Raw genomic sequence first — 19,338 nt, 5'->3', positions numbered from 1 at the left:
GCTACAGGCTCTGGACAAAGGCAGCCATCTTCTTGCGCTCTTCGGCATCCGGCAACCGGCCGCGCATGGCACCGAGGTTGTCCGCCATGTGCGCCGGATCGGAGGTGCCGGGAATCACCGTCGTGACGCGCGCATCGCCCAGCAGGAACTTCAGGAAGAACTGCGACCAGCTGCCCGCGAAGTCCGCGGCCCAATCGGGTACCGGCCTGCCGCGCACCGCGCGGAAAAGGCGGCCGCGGCCGAAGGGCAACGCCGTCAGCACGCCCGCATGCACGTCCGCGGCCGCCGGCAGGATGCGCACCTCGGCCTCGCGGTCGTCGAGCGAATAATCGATCTGCACGAAGTCGGGCTTCTCGCGCTGGAGCACCGCCTCGATCGCCGCGAAGTCGCGGTGCGAGGTGGACGTGATGCCGATGTAGCGGCAGACGCCCTGCGCCTTCCAGGCCTTGAACTGCGACAGCGACTGGCGCGGGTCGCGCACGTTGTGGAGCTGGAGCAGGTCGATGCGTCGCGTCGCGAGCCGCGTCTGCGAGCGTTCCAGTTCGGCCGCGTCCGGCGCCTCCAGCTTGGTCGCGACGAAGACCTTGTCGCGCCAGCCGCCGGCCGCCATCACCTGGCCGAGCACCTGTTCGGCATCGCCATAGACCGACGAGGTATCGATGAGGCTTCCGCCCGCATCGAGCAAGGTCCGCACGACCTGCGTCGCGGCATCGCGGGTGCGCGGATCGTCGCGGTCGAACACCTGGGCGGTGCCGAGGCCGACCGCGGGCAGCAGTTCGCCGCTGCGCGGGATCGCGCGCCGGAGGAGCGGGACTGACCTGTCCTGCGCGAGCGCCGGAGCTGGCAGCAGAGCCGCGGCGGCCAGCTCGGAAAAACGTCGCCGGGTCATGCGTGTCATGGCAGGTCTCCTTGCGCGCGGCGGCCCCGGAAGAACGGATTCCCCAAGGGCCATGCCTTGTTTTCATTCTATTTTGGGAACCCGGCCATGGCGAACCGGCGGCCGCGCATCACCGTGACCGGCCGGCGCACAAGGCCGGCTGGCCTGCCGGCTCAGGCGTGCGTGCGAGCAGCCAGCCAGCCGCCGTCGACGGCAATGATCTGGCCATTCACGAAGGCCGCCTCGTCGGTGCAAAGAAAGACGATGACTGCCGCGACCTGCTCGGGCGTGCCGATGCGCGCGAGCGGCGTGCCGCCGACCATGGCCTTGCGGTAGGCCTCGTCGCCGTCGATGCGCGCGGCCGTCATGGCGGTGCGGATCACGCCGGGCGCCACCGCGTTGATGCGCACGCCGCGGGGCGACAGGTCGGCCACCAGCTGGCGCGTCAGCTGCGAAATGCCGGCCTTCGTGACCGCGTAGGCGGTCGAGGTCGGATAGCCCGTTTCACCGAAAGCCGAGCCGACGTTGACGATGCTCGCATCCGGATCGAGCAGGGGCAGCATGTCGCGCGTGAGCCGCAGCACCGCGCGCAGATTGGTCCCGAGCACGCGGTCGATGAGCGCGTCGTCGCTGTCCGCGAGCGAGCGGGCCGCGCCGATGCCGGCGTTGTTGACCAGGCAATGCACGGGCCCCAGCGCGCGCGCCTCGGCCGCGACCCGCGAGGGACCGTCGTCCGACGCGAGGTCGACCGCGAGCCGGTGGACCGGAAGGTGGCCGATCTCGTGCACGTCCAGATCGACCGCCAGCACGCGTGCACCCTCGGCCAGGAAGCGCTCGACGGTGGCACGGCCGATGCCACGGTTCGCACCGGTGACGACGGCGGTCCGTCCCTGCAGTCTCATGCGAGGCGGCCCCCGTCCACCGGCAGCGCCACGCCCGTGAGGTACGAAGCGCCGGGGCTGGCGAGGAACAGCGCGGCCTCGGTGATCTCGGCCGCGCGGCCGAAGCGGCCGAAGGGGATGCGTTGCAGGTACAGGCTCTCGCGGGCCTGGCGCGCCTGCGGGTCGCCGCTCGCATCGAAGACGGCATCGAGCATCGGCGTCTCGATCGAGCCCGGGCACACGCAGTTGGCGCGAATGCCCTCGGCCGCGTGCACCACCGCGACGCTGCGCGTCAGCATGACGACCGCGCCCTTGGAGGCGGAATAGGGCCCGAGTGCCGTGCTGCCGGCGAGACCGGCGGTGGAACCGAAGGTCACGATGCAGCCCTTCTTGCGCCGCAGCCGCGGCAGCGCGTGCTGGATGGCGAGGAAGGTGCCGCGCACATTCACGTCGAAGATGCGGTCCCACTCGGCCACGCTGCAGTGTTCGATCGAGCTGCCGTCGCCGATGGTGCCGGCGGCCGTCATCAGCACGTCCAGCTCGGCCGGAACCTCGCGGCGGCCCCAGGCATCGGCCGTCTGTTCGGGCGAGGACGTGTCGCAGACGATGGTGCATGCCGCCGGGCCGATGCACTCGGCCGTCTCGTGCAGGCCGTGCGCACTCAGGTCCATGAGGATCAGCTGCTTCGCACCTTCCTGCGCGAGGCGGATGGCTGCATCACGGCCGAGGCCGGAGCCCGCGCCGGTCACGACCACGGACATGCCTTCGAATCTTTTCTGCTGGGTCATCTCAACTCAGGCTGCCGGCATGGTCCTGCCAGATGCTGTTCTCGAGCTGCAGCGTGGCGCTCGCGGGATAGGCGCCGAGCCAGTAGTCGGCACAGGCCTGGCTGGTGGGATTCCAGATGTCGCCGGCGCGGCGCATGTGGCGCAGAAACTGTTCCAGCGCGTGCAGGCGATGAAGCCAGCCCGAGCTCTTCGGATGAAGGGTCATCTCGAAGAAGCGGCCGCGCTCGTGCTGCGCGGCGAATTCGTGGCGCCGGTTGCGGTCCAGGAAATCCGGGTTCTCCAGGCCCGAGCCCTGGCTCGGATACAGCATGAAGAACTGGTCGTCGAAATGGTAGTAGTAGGGCAGCGCCAGGATGCTCTTGCGGCGCGCGAAATCCACCACCCAGTGATGCGGAATGTCGTCCGCCAGGCTGTTGCCCATGTACGAATAGCCTTCGTCGATCAGCAGATCCATGGTGGACTCGCTGATGGTACCGACGGCGAACGCATCGCCCGGCCTCGGCAGCGCGAACCATCCTGCCGGACGCTGGCCCGTCACCTCGGCCAGCAGCGCGGTGGTGCGGCGCAGCCGCTCGTGCTCGTCGGCGCGGTCGAGGCCGCTCACATCCTCGTGCGCGAGCCCTTGCGCGGCGATCTCGTGGCCGGCGGCGAGGATCTCGCGGATCCGCGCGGGCCAGGCTTGCGCGACCCGCGCGGGAACGGCGAAGGTCGCCTTGAAGTCGTGGCGCGCGAGGCAGCCGAGCAGCGCATCAAGGCCCTCGCCCATCGTGAAGTACGCGTCGTCGGTGCCGAAGTCCGCGGGACGCACGCCGGCCGGGCCTTTCGCGAGGCTGAGGTTGACCACGATCTTCACGCAGCATCGCGCGCCGCCCGGCCAGCGGATCGACGCATCGGCCAGCGTTCGCTCGTCGGTGATGGTGTAGCCCTCTTTCCACGGCATGGTGTCGTTGTCCTTCGACCTAGAATTTCAGGGACTTGGGCGGGAACTCGGCGAGCACGTAGCGCGCCAGTTGCGCGCAGGTCGGGAACCAGACGCCCGGCTTTTCCTTCATGCGCTCGATCAGCTGCCCCAGCAGGCGCGTGCGCAGCGCGCGGCCCGAGACGAAGGGATGCAGGCAGATGTTCAGGTAGCCGTTGCCCAGCGCGTACTGCTGTTCGAAGGCGCTCCACCACATGTCCATGATCCGCTCGGGATCCGTCAGGCGCTGCGCCTGCGGTTCGCTCTTGAGCCAGCCGAAGTTGTAGAACTGCGCATCGTCGATCGCGTAGTGGAAGGGCAGGATCAGGAGGCAGTTCTCCCGCTTTTCATCGGCCGCGTAGTAGGGCAGGCGGCTCGACGTGCCTTCGCTGTTGTAGAGATGGCCGGCGTCCTTGAGATGCGCCTGCCGGTAGTAGCTGCGCGTGCCGACCGGCCGCTCGCCGCAGATCTCGGCCAGCGCCGCCGCGGTCCTTTCGATGTGGTCGCGCTGCAGTTCGTCGCTCTCCGGTGTCAGGTGCTCCCACATGTGGTCGGCCAGTTCATGCCCGCTCGCGGCGGCGGCGCGCAGCGACTGCGGATAGAGCTCGCAGATCCGGCCGGGCGTGAAGAAGGTCGCCTTCACGCCATGTGCATCGAAGAGTTCGATCAGGCGCCAGATGCCCACGCGGCCGCCGAATTCGCCCTTGGCCTTCTGCATCGGCGGCTCGTTCAGTGCGCGGCGAAAGAGCATCGCATCGAAGTCGGCCGTGAAGTTGACGGCGATCCGGATTCCGTCGGGATAGTGGAAATCGTCGAGGGTCTCGTGGCGCGCCTCGAACGCGCGGGCCGCCGCGGCTGCGGCGCGACCGTCGTCGTCGGTGTTCGCCGCGCCGGCATCCTGCGGGGGTCTGGCCGTCATGTCGCTGTCACCGGACGGAGGGTCATGCGGGCTTGAAGTAGATCTCGTCGTAGGGCGACAAGGCGCCCCAGATCGAGGTCGGCGGATTCACCATGCGGCTGCTGACCACCGTGCGGTAACCCTGCGTCGTCAGGAAAGCCTGCGGCAGTTCGTCCGTCACGATCTTCTGGAACTCCGCGTACTCGGCCTTGCGTTTGGCCAGGTCGACTTCCTTGCCGGCCTGCTCGAGCAGCTGGTCGACCTTCGGGTTCTTGTACGACTGCGTGTTGGACCAGACGATCGGCTTGATGTTGGTCGAGAGGTAGGTGCGGTGCACGCCGATCACCGGATCGCCCCAGTTGAAGACGCCGTCGAGCGAGACGTCGAAGTCGTGCTCTCCCATGCGCTTGGCCCAGGTCGGGAAGTCCGGCTCCGGCCGGATCTCGACCGTGATGCCGATCTTCTTGAGCTGGCTGCGCGCGTATTCCGCGCCGTTCCTGGACCACTCGTCGGCGCCCGGGAAGTAGTCCATCACCATCTTGAATCGCTCGCCGTCGGCGCCGGGCTTGTAGCCGGCGGCGTCGAGGATCTGCGCGGCCTTCTTGAGGTCGAGCGGGTAGTGCACCAGGTCCTTGGTCGCAAACGGACTCGAGGGATGGAGCGGGCCTTCGAGCGGTTCGGCATAGCCGCCCTGCAGCGCCTTGGCGATGAAGTTGCGGTCGAGGGCGTGGGCGATCGCCTTGCGCACCGCGATGTCCGAATAGGGCTTGCGCGTCAGGTTGAAGGCGAGCCAGGTGACGCCGCCGAAACCCTCGTAGCCCTTGGACAGCACGGCCACCTTCTTGTTGCCGGCGAGGCGGTTCAGGTTCGCCGGCTTGGAGGAGAAGGGCATCATCTGCGCATCGTCGCGTTCGACGCCGAGCGTGGCGGTGGTCGCATCCGACGACATCGCGAAGATGACCTTGTCCAGGTAGGGCTTGCCCTCGAGGAAGAACTTGTCGAAGCGCTCGAGCACGATGCGCTCGTTCTGCTTCCATTCGACCAGCTTGAAGGGACCCGAACCGACCACGTCCTTGCTGTTGCGCGGGTGGGTCTTCAGATCCTGGCCGTCGCCGTAGATGTGCTTGGGCAGGATCGGGCAAAGCCCGGGCGACATCGCCAGCAGAAGCGCGGGATGGGGCGTGCGCAGCCGGATGATCGCCGTGTGCGCATCCGGCGTGTCCACCTTCTCGACCGGCGCCAGCATGGTGCTGAACGGATGATTGGCCTTGATCGCCATGATCGAGAACGCAACGTCGGCCGAAGTGAGCGGCTGGCCGTCGTGGAACACGGCGTTCTTGCGCAGGTTCAACGTGAGCGAGAGGCCGTCCGGCGCCAGCGACCACTTCTCGGCCAGGTAGGGCTGCGGCTTCCACTGGTCGTCGTAGCGCAGCGGGCTCGCGAACAGCTGCGTGGAGGGCATGCCGGTGGCCCAGCCGGACTGCACGGCGCCATTGAGATGGCGCGGCGAGTCGATGGTCGCGACGACCAGGGTGCCGCCCTTCTTGATCTCCTGCGCGCTGGCAGAGAAGACCGTCGCGGGCGAGGCCAGGGCGAGGCCGGACAGGACGAGCGACGCGCGGCGCGTCAGGGGCTGGTTCAGCATGGACATCCTCTTTCTTCAGAACACTTCGATGACTTCGACGATCAGGCAGTTTCGATGGCGGGCGCCTCGTAGCACAGGGTATGCGCCAGCGCGGCGTCCGCGTCCAGCGGATAGATGGGACGCCGCAGGTGCCGGAAGGGAAACAGTGCGTAGTCGGAACTGCAGACGCCGGGGCCGGCCACCATCAGGATGTGCTTCGCACCCTGCTCGAAACCCGCGCGGAAATGCTGCCGCGACTTGATCAGCACGTAGCGCGCCTTCGCCGGATCGAGGCCCGCGTGCGTGAACACGCCGGCATCGAAGGGCTCCTGCGGCTTCTCGCAGACCATGACCGACACGCCGCGCACGTCGATCACGGCGGTGCGCCCGAGACTCAACTGCACGCCGGTGAACATGGGACCGGTGACGCGGTAGTTGCCGTCCGTGATGCAGCGGACACGGCCGCTGAGCTTCAGCGGCTCGCCCTTCAGGCCCAGCGCCGGCATGTCGGTCTTGCCGCCGACCTCGAGCGCGAGTTCGCTGCCCGTTCCGGCCTCGATGATCCGGGCCACGGCCTGCGGATCCCAGAAGGGCCCGGCGATGACATCGTCCAGCCCCTGGTCGAACACCTCGCGCAGCACGCGCATGTTGTCGGTGGGCCCGCCCGCGCCGCAGTTGTCGCCGTGGTCGACCAGCAGGATCGGCCCGTCCCGCAGCGTCTTGGCGTGGGCGATGGTGCGCTCCAGCGCTTCGCCGGCATAGACGAAGTCCTCGCGCCGCGCCCAGGCCATCTCGGCCAGTTCGTCCAGAAGACGCCGCGCGGCCTCGAGGCGGCCGGCCTCGGCCACGACGACCAGGCCCAGCCCCACGTGCGGGATGTCCGCCAGCGGAAATCCGCCGAAGACCGAGGCGTTCAGCACCTCGCCTTCGGCCTCGGCCCGCATCGCGCGGTCCATGATGTCCTTCATCGGCTGGCGGCTCGGCGTCTGGCACAGCATGTGGGTGAGCATCGGCAAGGTGCGCCACAGGATGCGCGGCTCGGCATTCCCGCGCAGGCTGGCCATCAGGGTGCGGGCTGCGCGCACGCCGGTCTCGTACATGTCCGTGTGGGGGTAGGTGCAGTAGCCGGTGATCACCGTGGCGTGGGCCATCAGCACCGCGCTGAGGTTGGCGTGGAAGTCCAGCGCCACCGCGATCGGCATCGTCGGCGCGATGGCGCGGATGCGCCGCAGCAACTCGCCCTCCGCATCGGGAAAGCCTTCGGCCACCATGGCGCCGTGCAGGTCCAGCATCACCGCGTCGCAGCCTTCCCCGATCGCCTCGAGGACGGTGGCGGCCATCGATTCGAAGGCTTGTGCCGTCACCGTGCCGCTCGGGACCGCGCTCGCCAGCAGCGGCATCACGAACTCGTCGCCCTGCGCGCGCGCGATGTCCATGAACGCGGCCGCCGCACAGGCCGTCCCGCGGCAGGCCGCGACCGCCGCTTCGCCATAGGCCGGGCCGGCGACGCCAGTGCCGCGCGAGAACGCGCCGAGGGGCGTCGGGATCGGCGAGAAGGTATTGGTTTCGTGCCGTATCACGGCAATCACAAAGCGCATGGAAACTGACTTCGGCGTGAAAAGAAGTCCAGTCTAGAACCAGCAGGAAACAACCAGAAGTGAGATTTTCTGCAGGAGAGTTGAGCATTTGGTTAACATCCAAAGGCTCCTACCCTGCTCCGCTGCGCGCCATGCCACTCCGTACCTCGGTCGACTCCCTCGTCTCCCGGCTCAAGCTGCGCCACCTGCGGATCGTCGTCGCGCTGAGCGAGCTCGGCAGTCTCGCGCGAGTGGCGGAACGCTTCCACGTGAGCCCGGCGGCCATCTCGAAGACCCTGGCCGAGATCGAAGAGATCGCGGGTGCCGAGCTGTTCGAACGCGGCCGCCGCGGCATGCACCCGACCGAGTTGGGCGAGGAGGTCATTCGCTGCGCCACCTTCGTCGGCGCCCAGCTGACGCAGATGGCGGAGTTCGTGCAATCGACGCGCGAAGGAACCCGGGGCCGGCTGACCATCGCCTACCGGACGCTGTCGGTGCAGCCGCTGCTTGCGCAGGCCGTGTGCGAATTCCACGAGGCCAATCCGCTCGTCAGCGTCAACGTGGCCGAAGGCGCCGTGGACGACCTGATCGACCAGATCACGGAGGGCGAACTCGACCTGCTGTTCGCCTACAAGGATCCGCGCTTCGAACGCAGCGAGCTGCTGAGCACGCCGGTGGTCAACGGGCAGCGGCTGGTCGTCGTCGCGAGCCCCGGCCATCCCCTGCTGCGCAGCCCGAAGATCAGCGCCGAGGCGCTGACGCAGCAGCAATGGGTGCTGCCCGCATGGGGCTCGCGGCTGCAGTATCACCTGGAGGCCGCCTTCCAGGCGCACGACCTGCAGGCGCCGACACGCGGCATCCGGACCAGCGATGTTCCGATGACGCTCTATGTTCTGCGCAACGCGAACTTCCTGGCCGTGCTGCCGGCGCGGATTGCGGCGCAGCTGGTGTCGGCGGGCATGGCGAAGACGCTGCGCTTCGATCTCGCCAGCCGCGTCGAGCCCGTGATGGTGGTCCGCAACGCGGTGCTGAGGCCGCGCAGGTCCGCTGCGGCATTCATCGACTTCATCATGCGGCGGGCGAAGCACGCGGGGCTTCTCACGACCGATGTGCGGCACGAGCCGGCGGAGATCGGAAGCCACCACGGTTGAGTGGGCGGGTGGCACGCGCGTCCGCCAGGGCCGGTCTCACGCGCGAACATAGATCCAACCTTCGCGCTGCAGCAGGGCGAGCGCCAGAGCGGCCGCGTGCGGCAACACGGTCATCGAGGCTGCCGCCTCGCGGGACAGGCGACGCAATGTGTTTGGACACACCCACGTCCGCGCATCGGCCGCCGGATCCGGCTGGTCCAGCGCGGCCGCCACGGCCTCGGCATTGACCACGATGCGCACGTCCGCCCTGGAATCATCCTTGAGAATGTTCGCCGCGTTGTTGCGAGCTCGCTGCAGGGCGCTGCCCGTCGGTGCGTGCAGCACTATCCGTATCGTGGGCTTTTCGTCGGTTGTCATATCGCATGCATGGACCGACCCATTTCGAATCTGTGATGGCGGAATCGTTGGCCATGTCGACCAACGTGCCCTGGCTCTCACCGGAGCGGACGTTCTCGCGCCGGTCCGGCGCCCGATCACGGGCGCCGCGGGGGATCCGCAATCAAATCAGGTGGAAGGAGGCTGCTGATCCGTGGCACCCGCCTCGTCCTGGTTCTCCAGCTTGTCCTTCAGCAGCTCTGCGCCTTTGTATCCGGCCACGGCCGCAGCAGCTTCCGTCAGGATGGACGCATTCGGATCCAATTTCTTCAGACCTTCGACGGCCACGACGGCGCCAGCGACTTCTTCCAACTTGTCCAGGATGCCCATGATGTCCTCCAGAAGAAAGAGAAGCAAAACGAGATCCTCATCGCGTGTTCGATGAATACGATCTCATCATACGGCGCTATTCGCTGGTGCTGCCGTCGATCGCGTTGACGAAGGCGTCTCGGAAATTGAATGCCGAAGATGCAGCGGCGTACCGCCGAAGGAGAAATAAAAAAGGCCGGACACTTTTGGAAGTGTTCGGCCTGCTAGTTGGTCCCGCCGCCAGGAATCGAACCTGGATCTCAGCCTTCGGAGGGCCGAATTCTATCCGTTGAAATACAGCGAGAGGATTGCACCCGATCGGTTCGGGAGCCCATCATTATCGCCGATCAGGCGCCGCGCTCGCCAGCGGCCGCACAAAGCCCAGTCCGGCGAGGTACACGCGGAAGGTGCGGCGGCCGCAGCCCACGAGGTCGAACGCGCTCGGGTCGAGCAGCCAGTTCTGGATCAGCCCGCTGATCAGGGCATGCAGCCCCTGCGCCGCGACCGCGGCGGGCAGCGGCAGGCGGATGCGGGCGCGGCGCGCGGCCCCCAGCATGGCCTTCTCGAAATCGAGCACGCAGGCGTTGCGCGCGGCCAGGTGGCGCTCCTGCACCGACGCCATGTCGTGCGTGTATTCGACCTTGTGCGTGGCGACCTCGAACACGCGCCGCACCTGCGGGTCGGTGGTCATGATCTTCAGCGCCTCGACCATCATGCGTTCGACCTCGTCCATCGGGTCGGCGTCGATGCCGCCGGCTGCCTTCTGCACGGCCGCCTCGAGCGGCAGCTTGACGCGCTCCATCATCGCGTTGAACAGATCCGCCTTGTCCTTGAAGTGCCAGTAGATCGCACCACGCGTGGCGCCGGCCTGCTGCGCGATCTGCTGCAGCGAGGTCTGCGAAACGCCCTGGGCCTGGAACAGCACTTCGGCCGCATCGAGCAAACGATGCCGCGTCTCCAGCGCTTCTTCCTTGGTGCGACGAACCACTGGGTCTCCTTCTTGAAATCAAATCAACACGCTGCGCAAGGTCGGGACTATACATCCATGAATGTATGTAAACTACGGCCCTTTCCGATGGCCACATTCGCCGTGCTGCTTCAGGCACGCGCCATGCGTCGCGCCGTCTCCCGTCTTTGCCTCAAAGGAATCGCATGCCCGTCCTGCATGTCTCGCGTCATTCGTTGTTCTCGCCGCGCCGTGCGGCCGTCACGGCCGCGGTCGCCGCGGTGCTGGTGCTCGCGGCCTGCGGCAAGAGCGATCCGCCCGCTGCCGCAGGCGGCGGCCAGGCCGCGCCGCCGCCGGAAGTAGGCGTGGTGGTCGCGGCGCCGGGCGACATCGGCCTGGTGACCGAATTGCCCGGCCGGCTCGAAGCTTCGCGCGTGGCCCAGGTGCGCGCACGGGCCGCCGGCATCCTGCAGGAGCGGCTGTTCCGCGAGGGCAGCGACGTGAAGGCGGGCCAGCCGCTGTTCCGCATCGACCCCGCGCCCTTCGCCGCCGCCGCGCAGAGCGCCCAGGCCAGCCTGGCGCGCGCCGAGGCCAATGCGGTGCAGGCCAAGGCTCTGGCGGAGCGCTACAAGCCGCTGGTCGAGGCCAATGCCGTGAGCAAACAGGAATACGCGAACGCGGTGGCGGCGCAGAAGATCGCCGAGGCGGACGTCGCCGTCGGCCGCGCCGCGGTGCAGACCGCGAAGATCAATCTCGGCTATGCGAGCGTGACGGCGCCCATCTCGGGCCGCATCGGCCGCGCGCTGGTGACCGAGGGCGCGCTGGTCGGCCAGGGCGATGCGACGGAGCTGGCGGTGATCCAGCAGATCGATCCGATCTACGTGAACTTCACGCAGTCGGCCAACGACGTGCTCAAGCTGCGCCGCGCCATGGAAGGCGGGCAGTTCAAGCGCGCCAATGGCGCCGATGCGGCCATCATCCGCGTGGTGCTGGAAGACGGCAGCGAATACGCGCTGCCCGGCAAGCTGCTGTTCTCCGACCTGACCGTCGATGCCACCACGGGCCAGGTCATGCTGCGCGCCGAGATTCCCAACCCGAAGGGCGAGCTGCTGCCCGGTCTGTATGTGCGCGTGCGGCTCGAGCAGGCACAGGCCACCAATGCGATCACGCTGCCGCAGCAGGCGGTCACGCGCACCCAGCAGGGCGACACGGTGACGGTGGTCGGCGCCGACGGCAAGCTGAGCAAGCGCGACGTGAAGATCAGCGCCGCGCGCGACAACCAGTGGGTGGTGCTCGATGGCCTCAAGGCCGGGGAGCAGGTCATGGTCGACGGCTTCCAGAAGCTGCAGATGATGCCGCCCGGCACGGCGGTGAAGGCGGTGCCGTGGAAGGCCGCGGCCGCCGCGCCCGCCGGCGCTGCCCCGGGTTCCGCACCGGCCGCGTCGGCCGCTTCCGCGCCGGCGTCGGCCGCGGCGGCGAAGTCCTGAGGAGCGCGCCCGCATGGCCAAGTTCTTTATCGACCGACCGATCTTCGCATGGGTGATCGCGCTGTTCATCATCGTGATGGGCAGCGTGGCGATCACGCAGTTGCCGATCTCGCAATACCCGCCGGTGGCACCGCCGGCCATCGTCATCAACGTGGCCTATCCCGGCGCCTCGGCCCAGACGCTGGAAGACAGCGTGCTGTCGGTGATCGAGCGCGAGATGAACGGCTCGCCCGGTCTCATCTACATGGAATCGGTCGCGCAGGCCGACGGCACCGGCACCATCACGATCAGCTTCGAGACCGGCACCAACCCCGACCTCGCGCAGGTCGACGTGCAGAACCGGCTGTCGCGCGCGACGCCGCGGCTGCCGGCTGCGGTGACGCAGCAGGGCGTGCGCGTGGACAAGTCGCGCAACAACTTCCTGCTGTTCACGATCCTGTCCTCGGACAATCCGGCGATCGATCCGACCGCGCTGGGCGACTACGCTTCGCGCAACGTGCTGCCCGAACTGCAGCGCGTGCCGGGCATCGGCCAGGCGCAGCTGTTCGGCACCGAGCGCGCCATGCGCATCTGGATCGACCCGGCCAGGCTGCAGGGCCTCAACCTCTCGGCGGCCGACGTCAACGCGGCGATCCGTGCGCAGAACGCGCAGGTGTCCTCCGGCACCATCGGCGACCTGCCCAATGTGCCGGGCCAGGCCATCGCGGCCACGGTGGTGGTCAACGGCCAGCTCACGTCGGTCGAGCAGTTCGGCAACATCGTGCTGCGCGCCAACACCGACGGCTCGACCGTGCGATTGAAGGACGTGGCGCGCATCGAGCTCGGCGGCCAGGCCTATTCGACCTCGGCGCGGCTGAACGGCCAGCCGGCCGTCGGCATCGGCGTCCAGCTGGCACCGAGCGGCAATGCGCTGGCCTCGGCGAAAGCGATCCGCGCCAAGATGACCGAACTCGCCAAGTACTTCCCGCAGGGCGTGAAGTGGACCATCCCCTACGACAGCTCGCGCTTCGTCAGCATCTCCATCACCGAGGTGGTCAAGACGCTGCTGGAAGCGGTGGCGCTGGTGTTCCTGGTGATGTTCCTGTTCCTGCAGAACTGGCGCTACACGATCATCCCGACCATCGTGGTGCCGATCGCGCTGCTGGGCACCTTCGCGACGCTGCTCGCGCTGGGCTTCTCGATCAACGTGCTCACCATGTTCGGCATGGTGCTGGTGATCGGCATCGTGGTGGACGATGCGATCGTGGTGGTCGAGAACGTCGAGCGCATCATGAGCGAGGAAGGCCTGTCGCCGCTGGAAGCCACGCGCAAGGCGATGCGGCAGATCTCGGGCGCCATCATCGGCGTGACGGTGGTGCTGATCTCGGTGTTCGTGCCGCTCGCCTTCTTCGCCGGCTCGACCGGCAACATCTACCGCCAGTTCGCGGCGGTGATGGTGGCGTCGATCAGCTTCTCGGCGACCATGGCGCTGTCGCTCACGCCGGCGCTGTGCGCCACGCTGCTCAAGCCGGTCGAGGCCGGCCACCATCACGAGAAGCGCGGCTTCTTCGGCTGGTTCAATCGCGGCTTCTCGCGCACCGCCAAGGGCTACGAGAGCTTCGTCGCGCGGCTGCTGCGGCGCGCGGCGCGCTACCTGGTGGTCTACGCGGCCATCATCGCCGCCGTGGTGCTGGTGTACCGCCAACTGCCGACCTCCTTCCTGCCGCAGGAGGACCAGGGCAACATCCTGGTCAACGTGCAGCTGCCGCCGGGCGCCACGCAGGAGCGCATGCTGTCGGTGATCAAGCAGGTCGAGAGCTACATCCTCAAGCAGCCCGAGGTGGAGAGCATGGTCGGCGTGCTGGGCTTCAGCTTCTCGGGCCAGGGACAGAACGCGGGCCTGGCCTTCGTGACGCTGAAGGACTGGAAGCAGCGCGAGGATCCGGCGCATTCAGCGGACGCGCTCGCGGGCCGCGCCTTCGGTGCGCTGTCGGGCATCCGCGATGCCTTCATCTATCCGCTGAGCCCGCCGCCGATTCCCGAACTGGGCAACGCCAGCGGCTTCACCTTCCGGCTGCAGGACCGCAACGGCGCGGGCCACGAGGCGCTCATCAACGCGCGCAACCAGCTGCTCGGCATGGCCAGCAAGAGCCCGATGCTGACGCAGGTGCGGCCGGACGGCCTGGAGGATGCGCCGCAGCTGCAGATCGACATCGACCGCGACAAGGCGAACGCGCTGGGCGTGAGCTTCGATTCGATCAACACCACGCTGTCGACCGCGCTCGGCTCCACCTACGTGAACGACTTCCCGAACCAGGGCCGCCTGCAGCGCGTGATCGTGCAGGCCGATGCGCCGGCGCGGATGCAGCCGGAGGACATCCTCAAGCTCAACGCCAGCAACAGCCAGGGTGCGCCGGTGCCGCTCGCGACCTTCGCGACCACGCGCTGGGTCAACGGCGCGCAGCAGACGGTGCGCTACAACGGCTATCCGGCGATCCGCATCTCGGGCTCGGCCGCACCGGGCTACAGCTCGGGCGCGGCGATGACCGAGATGGAGAACCTGGCGGCCAAACTGCCGGCCGGCTTCGGCTATGAATGGACCGGCCAGTCGCGCGAGGAAAAGCTCGCGGGTTCGCAGGCCATCATCCTCTATGGCTTCGCGGTGCTGGCGGTGTTCCTGAGCCTGGCCGCGCTCTACGAGAGCTGGTCGATCCCGCTGGCGGTGATCCTGGTCGTGCCCTGCGGCGTGCTGGGGGTGCTGCTGGCCACGCTGTTCCGCTCGTATTCGAACGACGTGTACTTCCAGGTCGGCCTGATCACCATCATCGGCCTGTCGGCGAAGAACGCGATCCTGATCATCGAGTTCGCGAAGGACCTGCAGGCGCAGGGCAAGGGTGTGATCGAGTCGGCGCTGGCCGCCGCCCATCTGCGCTTCCGCCCGATCGTGATGACCTCGCTGGCCTTCGGGCTCGGGGTGATGCCGCTGTTCCTGGCCTCGGGCGCGGGCTCGGCCAGCCAGCGCGCCATCGGCACGGGCGTGCTCGGCGGCATGGTGACGGGCACCGGGCTGGCGGTGTTCTTCGTGCCGATATTTTTCGTCATCGTGCGCACCTTCTTCAAGGGCAGCGCGCGCCAGCACGAAGCCGACAAGCGCCATGCGCAAGCCGCTGGCATCGAGGAAAGTCATGATGAATAGGCTCACCCCCAGTCTTCGCGCACTTCATGTCGCTTCGCCAACCCCCTTGCAGGGGGCGATACCGGCGGACCGGCAGAGCCGGATCCGCGGTATCTCACGCAATGGCCTTGCGCTGGCTGCTGCGCTGTTCGTGGCGGGCTGCTCGTTCATTCCGACCTACGAGCGTCCTGCCGCGCCGGTGCCGGCCACTTTCCCGAACGCGGCGCAGGCGCCTGCCGCGGGACAGGCACCTGCGTCCACGATCGCATGGCAGAACTTCTTCACCGATGCGCGGCTGCAGAAGCTGATCGAGACGGCGTTGGCCAACAACCGCGATCTGCGCGTGGCGGTGCTCAACATCGAACAGGCGCGAGCGCAGTTCCAGATCCAGCGTTCGGCGCTGTTCCCGGCGGTGGGGGTGACGGCGAGCGGCTCGCGCTCCGGGCCCAATCCCTATCAGGCGGTCGACCCCAGCCTCGGCAGCGTGCTGTCGCAGTACAGCGTGAATCTCGGCGTGTCGGCCTGGGAGCTCGATTTCTTCGGCCGCGTACGCAGCCTGAAGGATGCGGCGCTGGCGCAATACCTCGCGACCGACGAAGCGCGCAAGGCCACGCAGATCAGCCTGGTGAGCGCGGTCGCCAGCGGCTGGCTCACGCTGCTGGCCGATGACCAGTTGCTCGAGATCACGCGCCAGACGCTGGCCACGCGCGACGAATCGCTCAAGCTCACGCGCCTGCGCTTCGACAATGGCGTGGCCTCCGAGATCGATTCGCGCCTGGCCGAGTCGCTGGCCGAGACGGCGCGCGCGGCCTATGCCCAGCAGCAGCGCCAGCGCATGCAGGACGAGAACGCGTTGACGCTGCTGCTCGGCGCGCCCGTGCCGCCCGAAGCCACCGCAGGCGACGAACGCGGCCTCGAGGCCGCCGCGCCGATGGCGGACCTGCCGGCCGGCCTGCCCTCCGACCTGCTTGCCGACCGGCCGGACATCCGCGCGGCGGAGCAGCAGCTGATCGCGGCCAACGCCAACATCGGCGCCGCGCGCGCGGCCTTCTTCCCGCGCATCACGCTCACCTCGTCGATCGGCACCGCGAGCACCGAGTTCTCGGGCCTGTTCGACAAGGGCACGAAGGCATGGTCCTTCGCGCCGCAGATCACGCTGCCGATCTTCGATGCCGGGCGCAACCGGGCCGGGCTGGAATCGGCGCGCGCCGGCCGCGAGATCGCCGTGGCCCAGTACGAGAAGACCATCCAGACCGCCTTCCGCGAAGTCGCCGACGCGCTCGCGGGCCGCGCGACCTTCGGCGAACAGGTGCGCGCCCTGCGTGCGCAGAGCGATGCCGAGGCAGTGCGCTTCAAGCTGGCCGACCTGCGCTATCGCAACGGCATCGCCAGCGGACTCGACCTGCTCGATTCGCAGCGCTCGCTCTTCGCGGCGCAGCAGGCCGCGGTCGAGACGCGGCTGCTGCAGTTGCAGAACCAGGTGGTTCTCTACAAGACGCTGGGCGGAGGAGCGGGTTGAAGGCAGCCGGGCAAGGCCGCCTCGGCCGTGTCCGGCGAGCAAGTCCATGGGTCTCTCTATAATCCCCGGTTGATCCGACAAGCCCCCGAAGAGCCCCCCGATACTGAGGACGCAATGAGCGACGCGCACAACCAGGCCACAGAAGATGCCCACACCGGCCCGATCAAGAACCCGAAACAGCTGCTGCTGACGGTATTTTTTGCGTTCGTCGCACCCATCTTCATCATCATGGGCCTCGTCTCGTACGTGGTCTCCGGCAACCATCCCTCGAGCCTCGCGCAAGGCGAGAGCATGGCGCTGTACGGCGTCTCGAAGGAAACGCGCGACCGCGACGTTGCCGCCCGGCTCGAGAAGATCGGCTCGGTCGAGATCCGCGATGCCAACCGCCCGCTGGCCACCGGCGAGGCGGTGTTCAAGGCGCAGTGCTTTGCCTGCCACGGCACGCCCGGCATTCCGGCCGCACCGCACTTCAGCGACGCCGCAGCCTGGGCCCCGCGCATCGGCCAGGGCTATGCCACGCTGCTCGACCATGCGCTGCATGGCAAGGGCATGATGCCCCCGCAGGGCGGCGGCGACTTCGAAGACACCGAGATCGGCCGCGCCGTGGTCTACATGGCCGATGCCGGTGGTGCCAAGTTCCCCGTGCCGGACCGCCCGGCGGCTGCCGGCGCAGCAGGCGCGGCCTCCGCACCGGCGGCCGACGCTTCCGGTGCGACGCCGGCACCCGCAGCGGCCGCAAGCAAGTAAGCGCCCCGGCGATCGATCCCCTCAACGAAAAGAGCCCCAGCGGGGCTCTTTTTCTTTTGGGGACCGAGTCAGGCCGACGCAGGCTTGACGGGCTGCGCCGCCGCCGGACTCATCACATGGCCGAAGCGCGCCGGCAGGTCCGCAGCGCGCACGTTCTGCGGCACCCAGCGTCCCTCTTCGACCGCGCCGGCCGCGACGCCGACGTCCTGCGTATGGACCAGGCCGAGCCCGATCGGCGCCGCCAGATAGAGCTTGCCGTCCTCGTCGAGCAGGCAGGCGCCCGGCTCGACGGCCAGGCCGGTGTGCGCGCGCACCGAGAAATCATCGCCCACGCGCCAGATCCAGGGCGCGGCCTCGAGCTCGACGTACACGCGCTGCGGACCGTTCTGGAAGAACCACTGGCCCTGCTCGTCGTGGTCGTAGTTGCGATGGATGAATTCGATCAGCTTGTCGTGCCGCAGCAGCGATCCCTTGGCCGAGGCAAAAGGCCCCAGCGCCTGCGTGCGGTCGTCGCGCATGTACCAGTTGCCGCGCGCATCGAGCCCGAGCCAGCCGTAGCAATGCGGTACGTTGGGCCACTTGGCCAGCGCCTGTCGAACAATGTCGTCCATCGAGCTATTCTGCTCCCGCCAGCCATGCGCCGACACGCTCCGGCAATCCGCGCACGTGGCCGGGCGGCAGCCCCATCGCGAAGCCGACATGGCCGCCATGCGCGGGCTGCCAGAGCGTGACGTGATCGCCGACCTCGCCCTGCCGCGGCAGGCTCTCGCCCGGCACGAAGGGATCGTTGACGGCATTCACCACCAGCGCGGGAATCCGGATCGCGTGCAGGTGCGGCTTGGCGGAGCCGCGCGTCCAGTAATCGTCGGTGTCGCGAAAGCCGTGCAGCGGCGCGGTGAAGACGTTGTCGAAGGCGTAGAGGTCGTGCGCCGCCAGCAGGCGCTCGCGATCGAACAGGCCCGGATGCTGCGCCAGCTTGGCCAGCGCCTTGGGCTTCATGGTCGCGAGGAACATGCGCGTGTAGACCAGCCGATTGAAGCCGCGCCCGATCGCCGCGCCGCCGGCCGCGAGGTCGAGCGGCGCCGAGATCGAGGCCACCGCGCGCACCGTCTTCGCCGCCGCTTCGCCCGCCTCTTCCGCCCAGCGCAGCAGTGCATTGCCGCCGAGCGAGACGCCCACGGCCAGCATCGGCCCGCCGCCGGTCGTGTCCCTGTGCGCCCGCAAGCGCGCGAGGATCCAGCCGATCTCCTCGAAGTCGCCCGAATGGTAGGCGCGCGGCGCGAGGTTGATCTCGCCGCTGCAACCGCGGAAATGCGGCACCGCATAGTCCCAGCCCCGCGCGGCCGCAAAGGATGCGAAGGCCTCGGCATAGTGGCTGCGCGAGGAGCCTTCGAGCCCGTGGAACAGCACCAGCAACGGCCGCGGCCGCGCGCCCGCGGCATCGAGGAAATCGACATCGATGAAGTCGCCGTCCGGCGTGGTCCAGCGCTCGCGCCGGTAGTCGGGCAAGGGGGCGTCGGCGCGCCGCGCCCACAGCGCGGGCCAGATGGTCTGCAGGTGGCCGCCCGGCAGCCAGCGGGGTGCGACGTAGTCCTGCATCAGTGCAAGGTCTGAGGCACGTCGCTCCCGTCCGCGGGCTCGTGCGCGGTGCCCGGGCTCGCATGGTGCGCGACCATGCGCCAGCCCTGGGCGGTCTGGTGATAGACGTTGGTGGCCAGCACGAAGGCATGGCGCGGTCCTTCGGCGGTGAGCACCTCGATGCGTTCGAGCACGTTGTGCACCGCGCTCGCGATCGACTCGATCTTGCGCACGCGCGCCGGCGTGGCATGGATGGCGCCGTTGGCGAACATGTGCTCGAAAGCGGCACGAATCGCGGCCGGCCCGACCAGCCGCGGGCCGCCGGGATGAACGCAGAACACTTCGTCCTCGTCGGCCCAGCAGGCCATCAGCGCATCGACATCGCCGCGCTGCAGCGCTTCGTAGAAGGCCGCTTCGATGTCGTCGGCGGTGCCGGTTGCAGCGGTACGGGGTTTGGTCTTGGGCATGG

At 68.3% G+C, this 19,338-nt stretch carries 18 protein-coding genes and 1 tRNA gene; 5 read left to right on the top strand and 14 right to left on the bottom strand.

What is annotated here, in order from left to right; all coding sequences use genetic code 11:
- Position 1 precedes the first annotated feature (1 nt).
- The 7 genes from WDLP6_RS02095 to WDLP6_RS02065 form a co-directional block, all read right to left on the bottom strand.
- Positions 2–898, bottom strand: a complete 897-nt coding sequence (locus WDLP6_RS02095) for an aldo/keto reductase (RefSeq protein ID WP_162591011.1) — start codon at positions 896–898, stop codon at positions 2–4.
- Positions 899–1,050: 152 nt separating this feature from the next.
- Entirely contained in the window at positions 1,051–1,779 is a 729-nt protein-coding gene (locus WDLP6_RS02090) for an SDR family NAD(P)-dependent oxidoreductase (RefSeq protein ID WP_162591010.1), read from the bottom strand.
- A complete protein-coding gene (locus WDLP6_RS02085) occupies positions 1,776–2,546 on the bottom strand; it encodes an SDR family NAD(P)-dependent oxidoreductase (protein WP_162591009.1) in 771 nt (256 codons plus the stop codon). Before WDLP6_RS02085 ends, WDLP6_RS02090 begins: the two co-directional genes overlap by 4 nt.
- A 1-nt stretch (position 2,547) precedes the next feature.
- Positions 2,548–3,486, bottom strand: a complete 939-nt coding sequence (locus WDLP6_RS02080) for a polysaccharide deacetylase family protein (RefSeq protein WP_162591008.1) — start codon at positions 3,484–3,486, stop codon at positions 2,548–2,550.
- 19 nt (positions 3,487–3,505) lie between these two features.
- Entirely contained in the window at positions 3,506–4,423 is a 918-nt protein-coding gene (locus WDLP6_RS02075) for a polysaccharide deacetylase family protein (RefSeq protein ID WP_162591007.1), read from the bottom strand.
- A gap of 22 nt (positions 4,424–4,445) precedes the next feature.
- Positions 4,446–6,047, bottom strand: a complete 1,602-nt coding sequence (locus WDLP6_RS02070; protein WP_443083389.1) for an ABC transporter substrate-binding protein — start codon at positions 6,045–6,047, stop codon at positions 4,446–4,448.
- Between the two features lie 41 nt (positions 6,048–6,088).
- Positions 6,089–7,624, bottom strand: coding sequence for a M81 family metallopeptidase (locus WDLP6_RS02065; protein WP_162591005.1), 1,536 nt, complete (start codon positions 7,622–7,624; stop codon positions 6,089–6,091).
- Positions 7,625–7,755: 131 nt separating this feature from the next.
- On the opposite strand from WDLP6_RS02065, the gene WDLP6_RS02060 reads away from it, so the two are divergent.
- Positions 7,756–8,754: a LysR family transcriptional regulator gene (locus WDLP6_RS02060; protein ID WP_162591004.1), complete on the top strand. Its 999-nt coding sequence runs from the start codon at positions 7,756–7,758 to the stop codon at positions 8,752–8,754.
- Positions 8,755–8,790: 36 nt separating this feature from the next.
- Here the strand turns inward: WDLP6_RS02060 and WDLP6_RS02055 are convergent, their stop codons facing one another.
- From WDLP6_RS02055 to WDLP6_RS02040, 4 genes are all read right to left on the bottom strand, one after another.
- Positions 8,791–9,111 carry a hypothetical protein gene (locus tag WDLP6_RS02055; RefSeq protein ID WP_162591003.1) on the bottom strand — a complete coding sequence of 107 codons (321 nt, stop codon included), beginning with the start codon at positions 9,109–9,111 and terminating at the stop codon, positions 8,791–8,793.
- Between the two features lie 147 nt (positions 9,112–9,258).
- Positions 9,259–9,459, bottom strand: a complete 201-nt coding sequence (locus WDLP6_RS02050; protein WP_162591002.1) for a hypothetical protein — start codon at positions 9,457–9,459, stop codon at positions 9,259–9,261.
- Between the two features lie 208 nt (positions 9,460–9,667).
- A tRNA-Arg gene (locus WDLP6_RS02045) sits at positions 9,668–9,742 on the bottom strand.
- Positions 9,743–9,775: 33 nt separating this feature from the next.
- Entirely contained in the window at positions 9,776–10,426 is a 651-nt protein-coding gene (locus WDLP6_RS02040) for a TetR family transcriptional regulator (protein WP_162591001.1), read from the bottom strand.
- A 164-nt stretch (positions 10,427–10,590) separates the two neighbouring features.
- On the opposite strand from WDLP6_RS02040, the gene WDLP6_RS02035 reads away from it, so the two are divergent.
- The 4 genes from WDLP6_RS02035 (at position 10,591) to WDLP6_RS02020 (ending at position 17,291) form a co-directional block, all read left to right on the top strand.
- A complete protein-coding gene (locus WDLP6_RS02035; RefSeq protein WP_162591000.1) occupies positions 10,591–11,871 on the top strand; it encodes an efflux RND transporter periplasmic adaptor subunit in 1,281 nt (426 codons plus the stop codon).
- A gap of 13 nt (positions 11,872–11,884) precedes the next feature.
- Complete coding sequence (locus WDLP6_RS02030; protein WP_162590999.1) at positions 11,885–15,046, top strand: efflux RND transporter permease subunit; 3,162 nt, start codon at positions 11,885–11,887, stop codon at positions 15,044–15,046.
- Entirely contained in the window at positions 15,039–16,544 is a 1,506-nt protein-coding gene (locus WDLP6_RS02025; protein WP_443083388.1) for an efflux transporter outer membrane subunit, read from the top strand. Before WDLP6_RS02030 ends, WDLP6_RS02025 begins: the two co-directional genes overlap by 8 nt.
- 114 nt (positions 16,545–16,658) lie before the next feature.
- Entirely contained in the window at positions 16,659–17,291 is a 633-nt protein-coding gene (locus WDLP6_RS02020; protein ID WP_162590998.1) for a c-type cytochrome, read from the top strand.
- A 68-nt stretch (positions 17,292–17,359) separates the two neighbouring features.
- On the opposite strand, the gene WDLP6_RS02015 is transcribed toward WDLP6_RS02020, so the two are convergent.
- Genes WDLP6_RS02015 through WDLP6_RS02005 form a run of 3 tightly spaced genes read right to left on the bottom strand, consistent with a single transcriptional unit; the run spans position 17,360 to position 19,336 of the window.
- A complete protein-coding gene (locus WDLP6_RS02015; protein ID WP_162590997.1) occupies positions 17,360–17,902 on the bottom strand; it encodes a DUF2946 family protein in 543 nt (180 codons plus the stop codon).
- A gap of 4 nt (positions 17,903–17,906) precedes the next feature.
- Complete coding sequence (locus tag WDLP6_RS02010) at positions 17,907–18,890, bottom strand: YheT family hydrolase (protein ID WP_162590996.1); 984 nt, start codon at positions 18,888–18,890, stop codon at positions 17,907–17,909.
- Positions 18,890–19,336: a YybH family protein gene (locus tag WDLP6_RS02005; protein WP_162565507.1), complete on the bottom strand. Its 447-nt coding sequence runs from the start codon at positions 19,334–19,336 to the stop codon at positions 18,890–18,892. Before WDLP6_RS02005 ends, WDLP6_RS02010 begins: the two co-directional genes overlap by 1 nt.
- Between the last annotated feature and the right edge of the window lie 2 nt (positions 19,337–19,338).

It is taken from the genome of Variovorax sp. PBL-E5 (genome assembly GCF_901827185.1).
Lineage (GTDB): Bacteria > Pseudomonadota > Gammaproteobacteria > Burkholderiales > Burkholderiaceae_C > Variovorax.
This window is presented reverse-complemented; position numbering and strand designations above follow the sequence as displayed.